The organism is Mycobacterium sp. (assembly GCF_040509115.1).
Taxonomy (GTDB): domain Bacteria; phylum Actinomycetota; class Actinomycetes; order Mycobacteriales; family Mycobacteriaceae; genus Mycobacterium.
The window spans coordinates 1-6,253 of record NZ_JBEVLO010000392.1 but is presented as its reverse complement, the minus strand read 5'-3'; the positions used below and the strand labels follow the sequence as shown (position 1 = coordinate 6,253).

The following is a 6,253-nucleotide window of genomic DNA, read 5'->3' as shown; positions in this document are numbered from 1 at the left end:
AGCGCGAACGTCATCGAGCCGTCGCTGTTGGCGAGGTAGTTGATCTCGGCCGTCCACTCCGTCGGGAGCATCGGGCCATCCAGTGGCATGCGGACCGGGGCGTCGGGCTGAACTAGATAGCCGCACTGGGGCTTTGGGCCGATCAGGGTGTGACGCACCCACGTGACCTGGGCGGCGACGAGGGTGCCCTTGCGATTGAAGGTGCGCAAATCCGTTGTGCTGGTGCTGAATTCGGGACGGTCGCGGACCATGGCGAAGACGTGACTGATCAGGTTGTCGGGCCAGGCGAAACGCTGCAGGATCAAAGGGTCCACCTCCTGGTCCAGTAGTGGCGCGCGCGAGGCGGCGTTGGCTTCGGCGAGACTGGTCAGCACGTTGTCGAGGTAGGCCCGCGTCGGATTGGTGCGCCAGCTCGCCGTGAACGTCACCGTCGAGAACACGCAGCTGGCGAGGAACAGCACGGCGACCGCGACGGTTGCGGCGGTGCGGGTGCGGGTGGCGTCCAGCCGGGCCGACGTCGCGAGGTTCGGGGCGCAGAACCCGACGGCCGCCAGCAGCGCCAGCACCACCACCAGGTCGGGCAGGTAGCGCAGGGTCTGCGCGAGTTCGATGGCGGTGAACCGGGATGACCGCATCAGATAGATCGGCACCTGGCAGGCCACCGCGTAGGCCGCCGCAGCCACCCAGAGCAGGCGGGCATGCTCCTTGCGCTTCACCGAGACGACGACCACCGCGGCCAGCACCAGCCAGCCCACCACCATCACCGGCCACTGGGGCAGCGCCCACGGGGACGACGGTGCCCACCGTTCCCACTCCCACGGGCCCCCGATCAGGCCGGGCACGATGCCGTGTGTCACCGACCGGATCACCAGGTCACCGGTCATCGGAAGGTCAAGGGTCCACCGTCGCTGGTCGACGACCACCAGGTAGAGCCCGACCCACGCGACGGTCACCGCCAGTGACGCCGTCCAGAGGCGGCGGCCTGCGCGCCACACCGTGGCCACCGCCGACCGGTCGCCGAGTACGTAGGCCAGCAGCGCGGCGACGGCGAAGGCGACGAACGGAATGACGGCGGCCTTCTCGAAGAACAGCAGGCCGACCAGGAACGCTGCGGTCGCCGTGACGGCGTAGCGCTGATTGCCGGTGCGGACCAGCAGGATCGCGTCGGCGCACACCCACGCCATGGCCGCCACCATCGGCAAGGCGTTCAGCGCCGCCGCCCACCAGGCGAACGCCGGTAGACCCATCGGAGTGAACAGCGCGAACGTCAACGGAATCAACACCACGGGGCGCCAGCCGAGGATGACGTGGAGCGCGCGCAGCAGGGACAGCGACGCGACGAGTTGCAGCGCCACCAGGCTGATGGCGGGCCAGAGCCAGTTGAACGGGGCCACCTTGGCGATGACGCCCGCGACGAGGAACGCGGCAGGCATGACGTGGCCGTCGTGGTCGTCGAACAGATAGGCGGGCGCCAGCAGGTTGTGGGTGCCTGCGCGGGCGATGAGGATCAGGTCGTCCCAGTAGAAGTAGCCGTTGAAGGCCAGCACGCCGCGAAGCGCCAACTGCAGCAGGATCAGCGCGATGGCGACGCGAGCGACCCAGCCGATTCGGGGTCGCTGCGCCGCTTCGCGAACCCCGGGATCCCCGGGTCGTTTCGGTTCTGCCTGCAAGATCACCGTTGCCGACTGTACGGTCCCGTCCCGGGGGCGAGCGGAGCGACGGGGAGAAGGTCCCGGGGGCGAGCGGAGCGACGGGGGAGAAATGTCCCGGGGGCGAGCGGAGCGACGGGGATAAATCTCGACGCTGTCGGTATGGTGACCCGGTGCGAACACTCGTCACCGGCGCAGCGGGCTTCATCGGATCGACGCTGGTAGATCGGCTGCTGGCCGATGGTCATTCCGTCGTGGGGCTCGACGATCTCAGCTCGGGAAACAGCACCAACATCGTCGCGGCCGAGCGGCACGACACCTACGAGTTCGCCAAGGCGGACATCGTGGACGCCGATCTGTTGGATCTGCTCACCGATACCAGGCCCGAGGTGATCTTCCATCTCGCCGCCCAGATCTCGGTCAGCCGCTCGGTGACCGACGCGCAGTTCGACTCCAGCGTCAACGTCGTCGGCACGGTGCGGCTCGCCGAGGCGGCGCGCAAGTCCGGAGTGCGCAAGATCGTGCACACCAGCTCCGGCGGCTCCATCTACGGAACGCCGCCGGTCTTCCCGACCAACGAGGACGTGCCCATCAACCCGTCGTCGCCGTACGCGGCGAGCAAGGTGTGCGGCGAGGTGTACCTCAACATGTTCCGGAACCTGTACGACCTGGACTGCTCGCACATCGCGCCCGCGAATGTGTATGGGCCGCGGCAGGATCCACACGGTGAGGCGGGCGTGGTCGCGATCTTCGCGAAGGCGTTGCTGTCGGGCAAGCCGACCAAGATCTTCGGCGACGGGACCGACACCCGCGACTACGTGTTCGTCGACGACGTAGTCGACGCCTTCGTCCGGGCTGGCGGCGAGGCGGGCAGCGGCATGCGGTTCAACGTCGGTACCGGCGTCGAGACCTCGACGCGTCAACTGCACGCGGCGATCGCCGTTGCGGCGGGCGCGCTCGACGAGCCCGAGATGCATCCGCCCCGACTCGGCGACCTGAGGCGGTCCCGCTTGGACAACACGCGGGCGGGCGACGTGCTCGGGTGGACGCCGAAGGTGCCGCTGACCGACGGCATCGTCAGGACGGTGGAGTTCTTCCGCGCGGCGCAGTAGCGCCGAAATCGCTACCTCGGCTCGGGGGTCCTGGCCCCTTCGAGTGCGACGGCGCGAGCGAGCTGCGCGTACTTCAGCTCCAGGTCCTTGAAGCGCATGTAGGTGCTGATGGTGGTGAACAGGAACGCGATGATGAGCGCGTACTCCAGCAGGTCGGTGCCGCGGTCAACGCCCAACCAGTTCGCGACGACGGTGGTGTCGTCTGGCCGCACGATCGCGTAGACCGCGGCGACGACGAACAGGACGTAGCCGACCTTGACCCACGCCTTGGCCTGGGCGCTGCGTCGCGAGCGCAGCAGGTACACCAGCAGGACGACGATCGCGGCGATCAGTAGGACTTGGATCCAGTTCATCGGCGCATCCTCTTTCGTAGCAGCCCGTCGAAGATGATGTTCACGCCGTTCACCAACGGCTGGCCCTTCGACCTCGAGTAGTCGGTGTACAGGATCTCGACGGGTTCTTCGGCTACCCGCCAATGGTTTTCGACGATGAGTGCGATGATCTCGCTGGCGTGCGCCATGCCGTTCATCGTGAGGTTCAAGCCATCGGCGACCGTGCGGTTGAACACCCTGAGCCCGTTGTGCGCATCGGTGAGGCCGAGTTTGCGGCTGGTCGGGCTGAGCTTGGCGATCAGCGGGAAGAGCTGTCGCCGCATCCACGGCATGTCGACCGGCGCCGATTCCGCGAAGCGGGTCCCGACGACGATGTCGAGATCCTCGGCGGTGAGCCGGTCGAGCATCCGGACGACGTCCTTGACGCGGTGTTGGCCGTCGGCGTCGAACGTTGCGAAGGCCGTGGCGCCTGCCTGCCTGCGGGCGAACTCGACGCCGGTTTGGATCGCCGCGCCCTGGCCGAGGTTGACGGGGTGGCGCACGACGTAGGCGCCTGCCCGCCAGGCCTGCTCGGCGGTGTCGTCGCGGCTGCCGTCGTCGACGCACACCACGTTGTCGAAGACCGAACGAACGTCACCGACGACGTCGGAGATGACGGTCGCCTCGTTGAAGGCGGGGATGACGATCCACACGTCGCGCATGTCAATGCCGATCAAGATACCCGGTCGGTGCAGGCACCCTTGCGAGCGCGATCAGATGGACCGCGATTCCGGCCAACGGGCCGCACAGCAGCGCCACCACGGTGCGGGTCTCCAGCGTCCACGGCGCCAGCAGCAGCAACGTCGACGCCAGCGTCGCGCTGATCCAGCCGACGGCGTAGGCCCTGTGCAGCGCAGCGGCGACCGTTGCGGCACCGGTAAGCGTCAACACCGCGATCATGACCGCCGCCGCGGTGAACCAGGCCAGCAGCGCGCCGCCCAACTGGTAGTCGGGACCGAACGCCGTGCGCAGCAGCCACGGACCAAGAAGCCCGGCGACGAGGACGGCCGCACCGCCGAGCACCGCCAACGCCGCCACCGGCACCACCAACGACCGCAGCCGCCGGTCGCGTTGGTCGACGAAGTGTGCGATCAGGTTTCCTTGCATCGCGGTCAGGGGCACCAGCAGCGGCGCCCGGGTCAGGGTCACCGCGAGGATGACGACGCCGCCCGCCGCGCCGAGGTCCGCCGACGTGGCCTTCAGCAGGACGGGGAACCCCATGATGAGGATTGCGCTGGCGCCGGCTGCCGCGATGGAGTGCGACGCTCCGCGCAGGAACACCGCCGTCGTGCCGGGGGTGGCAAGTCGGGCCGCGGCGCGCGACGACGGCGAGGCCAGCAGGAGTAGGAGCCATGCGATTGCGCCCGCGACGGTGGCCCAGAGATACCCGACGAGGCCCCAGCCGACCAGGAACGTCGTCGTCGCCACGGTCACCCGCATGGCGGCGTCGCCGACGATGAGCGTCCCGTACTGCGACCAGCGGTCCACCCCGGCCAACATGCCGAGCAGGGTCGCGTGCACGCAGAACCCCGCCACCCCCGCCGCCAGCAGGGCGACGCTCAACGCCTGCGACTCGGTGAACACGTGCCAGGACCACAGCGGCGACGTGCCTGCGATCGCGGCCGCCGCTACCACGCCGACCACCGCCGCCACGCGAATGGGGCTAGATCGGGGCTCCGGCACCTCCGCCAGCGTCCTGGCCTGGCGCACCTCGCGTGTGGATTCCTGGAGTAGGCCGTTGGCCGCGCCCGCGAAGAGCCCGAACGCACCCCAGAACACGGCGAACACCGAGAAGCCGGCAGGTTCGAGGTCGCGGGCGGCGAGGTAGAGCACGGCGTATCCGCACAGCGCGCTGACGACCGTGGCCGTGCCGACCCGGATGACACTGCTTCTGGTGACGGGCCCCTGGGTGGGGACGGCCGCGCCGTCGGTCACAGGTCGGGGACGTCCGTCGAGTAGAGCCATGCCTGCCACAGCGGACGCAGCGATTCGTCGGCGTAGTTGGCGGCCAGCCCCGTGAAGTCGTCGGTGACGGCGGTGCCGTGACGGTGCCGAGTCGTCCAGTCCCGCAACAACTCGAAGAAGTTCTGATCGCCGATCGTGCCGCGCAGGGCATGCAGAGTCAGCGCGCCGCGCTTGTAGACCCGGTCGTCGAACATGTCGCGCGGACCGGGGTCGCACAGCAGCAGGTCCTGCGACGAGTGACGCAGCCGGTGGTGGTAGTGGTGGGCCAGCTCGTCGGCGGTGCGTCCGCCGGACTCCTCCGACCACAGCCACTCCGCGTAGCAGGCGAAGCCCTCGTGCAGCCAGATGTCGCGCCAGCGCCGCGCGGTCACGGAGTTGCCGAACCACTGGTGGGCCATCTCGTGGGCGATTAGCCGCTCCGCACCGCGCTCGCCGTCGCAATGGTTGGCCCCGAAGATCGAAATGCCTTGCGCCTCAAGCGGAATCTCGAGATCGTCGTCGGTGACCACGACGGTGTACCCGTTCGACAGCGGGTACGGGCCGAACAGCTTGACGAAGAGCTTCATCATCTGGGGCTGTCGCCCGAAGTCGTGGTCGAACTTGGCGTGCAACCGTTGCGGCCGAACGGCGTTCATCGGCACCGGGTTCTTGGCCAGGCGGTGGTGCTCGTACTGCCCGATCTGCAGCGTCACCAGATAGGTCGACGTCGGCTCCGGTTGCTCGTAGGTCCACGTCGTCATGGCGGCCCGGGTCTTGCGCGACTCCAACTTCCCGTTGGCCACGGCGTAATACGGGTTCTCGCACGTGATCGCGATGCGGTAGCTCGCCTTGCTGCTCGGGTGGTCGTCGCACGGGAACCACGACGCCGCCCCGTTGGGTTGTCCGGCGACCAGCGCGCCGCTGGTGAGCTCCTCGAATCCCACGTCGCCCCACAGGGATCGGATGGGCTTGGGCGTGCCGGAGTAGCGCACGGTGACCGACAGCGCGGCGCCGGCGGCCAGGGGGGTGGCCAACGTGACGTTGAGCTTGCCGCGCGAGCGGGAGAAGTTCGCGGGCCGGTGCCCGTTCACCGACACCTTCGACACCGCGAGCGCGTCGGACAGGTCCAGGCTGAAGGTCCTCAGCGAGGCGAGCGTCACCGCGGTGATGGTGGCCG

Annotated in this window: 6 protein-coding genes; 1 reads left to right on the top strand and 5 read right to left on the bottom strand. The window is 68.7% G+C overall.

The features are described 5' to 3' along the window. The coding region (locus ABW137_RS26960; RefSeq protein WP_526404534.1) for a hypothetical protein at nt 1–1,607 on the bottom strand (1,607 nt) is incomplete at its 3' end. A gap of 215 nt (nt 1,608–1,822) precedes the next feature. Between ABW137_RS26960 and ABW137_RS26955 the strand changes: the two genes are divergently transcribed. Further along, nucleotides 1,823–2,761: an NAD-dependent epimerase/dehydratase family protein gene (locus ABW137_RS26955; RefSeq protein ID WP_526404533.1), complete on the top strand. Its 939-nt coding sequence runs from the start codon at nt 1,823–1,825 to the stop codon at nt 2,759–2,761. 11 nt (nt 2,762–2,772) lie between these two features. Here ABW137_RS26955 and ABW137_RS26950 read toward each other — a convergent pair whose 3' ends face one another. The 4 genes from ABW137_RS26950 to ABW137_RS26935 all read right to left on the bottom strand — a co-directional run. After that, nucleotides 2,773–3,114, bottom strand: a complete 342-nt coding sequence (locus tag ABW137_RS26950) for a DUF2304 domain-containing protein (protein ID WP_526404532.1) — start codon at nt 3,112–3,114, stop codon at nt 2,773–2,775. Further along, nucleotides 3,111–3,794, bottom strand: coding sequence for a polyprenyl-phospho-N-acetylgalactosaminyl synthase PpgS (gene ppgS / locus ABW137_RS26945; RefSeq protein ID WP_526404531.1), 684 nt, complete (start codon nt 3,792–3,794; stop codon nt 3,111–3,113). Before ppgS ends, ABW137_RS26950 begins: the two co-directional genes overlap by 4 nt. A gap of 1 nt (nt 3,795) precedes the next feature. Further along, nucleotides 3,796–5,097: a hypothetical protein gene (locus tag ABW137_RS26940; protein ID WP_526404530.1), complete on the bottom strand. Its 1,302-nt coding sequence runs from the start codon at nt 5,095–5,097 to the stop codon at nt 3,796–3,798. Further along, nucleotides 5,064–6,253 (bottom strand): M1 family metallopeptidase (locus tag ABW137_RS26935; RefSeq protein WP_526404529.1); only part of this gene is annotated, 1,190 nt, incomplete at its 5' end. The genes ABW137_RS26940 and ABW137_RS26935, both read right to left, overlap by 34 nt.